Annotated in this window: 2 pseudogenes; both read left to right on the forward strand. The window is 63.8% G+C overall.

Annotated elements, in window-relative coordinates:
* Positions 1-141 (forward strand): annotated as a pseudogene (locus tag B3T59_RS24120) (SMC-Scp complex subunit ScpB); the annotation flags it as partial.
* Positions 142-144: 3 nt separating this feature from the next.
* A pseudogene (locus B3T59_RS24125) lies at positions 145-403 on the forward strand (pseudouridine synthase); the annotation flags it as partial.

Raw genomic sequence — 403 nt, forward strand, 5'->3', positions numbered from 1 at the left:
GACGTCGACCTCATCGACGACCTCGACGAAGAGCTCCTGTCTGACCCGCGATTCGCCAAACTGAGTAGTGGGCGTTCAGACTCAAAGGGAGACGACACACCCGACGCCTCGTCGGGAACCATAATCGACGACCAGGAATGACATATGGCATCCGCTAGCCGTGACGGCACACCGGGCGACCGCAGGAAGAACAATGCGGGTCGCACCAACCGAAAGAACACCTCCAGCGACAACCCTCGCGGGCAACGCTCCGCAGGTGGGGCGGCCGGACGCGGCGCGTCGGGCAAGTCTGCCAGCGGTCGCAGCATCCCCGCAGGTGGTAAGGGACATGCGCATAAGGGCCAGCAGCCCAGCACAAAGAAGCGGCATCGAAAAGGCCGTTCGACGCCCGACGTCGAGGCAG

The sequence above is a fragment of the Gordonia sp. UBA7860 genome, from assembly GCF_002500165.1.
Taxonomy (GTDB): Bacteria; Actinomycetota; Actinomycetes; order Mycobacteriales; family Mycobacteriaceae; genus Gordonia; species Gordonia sputi.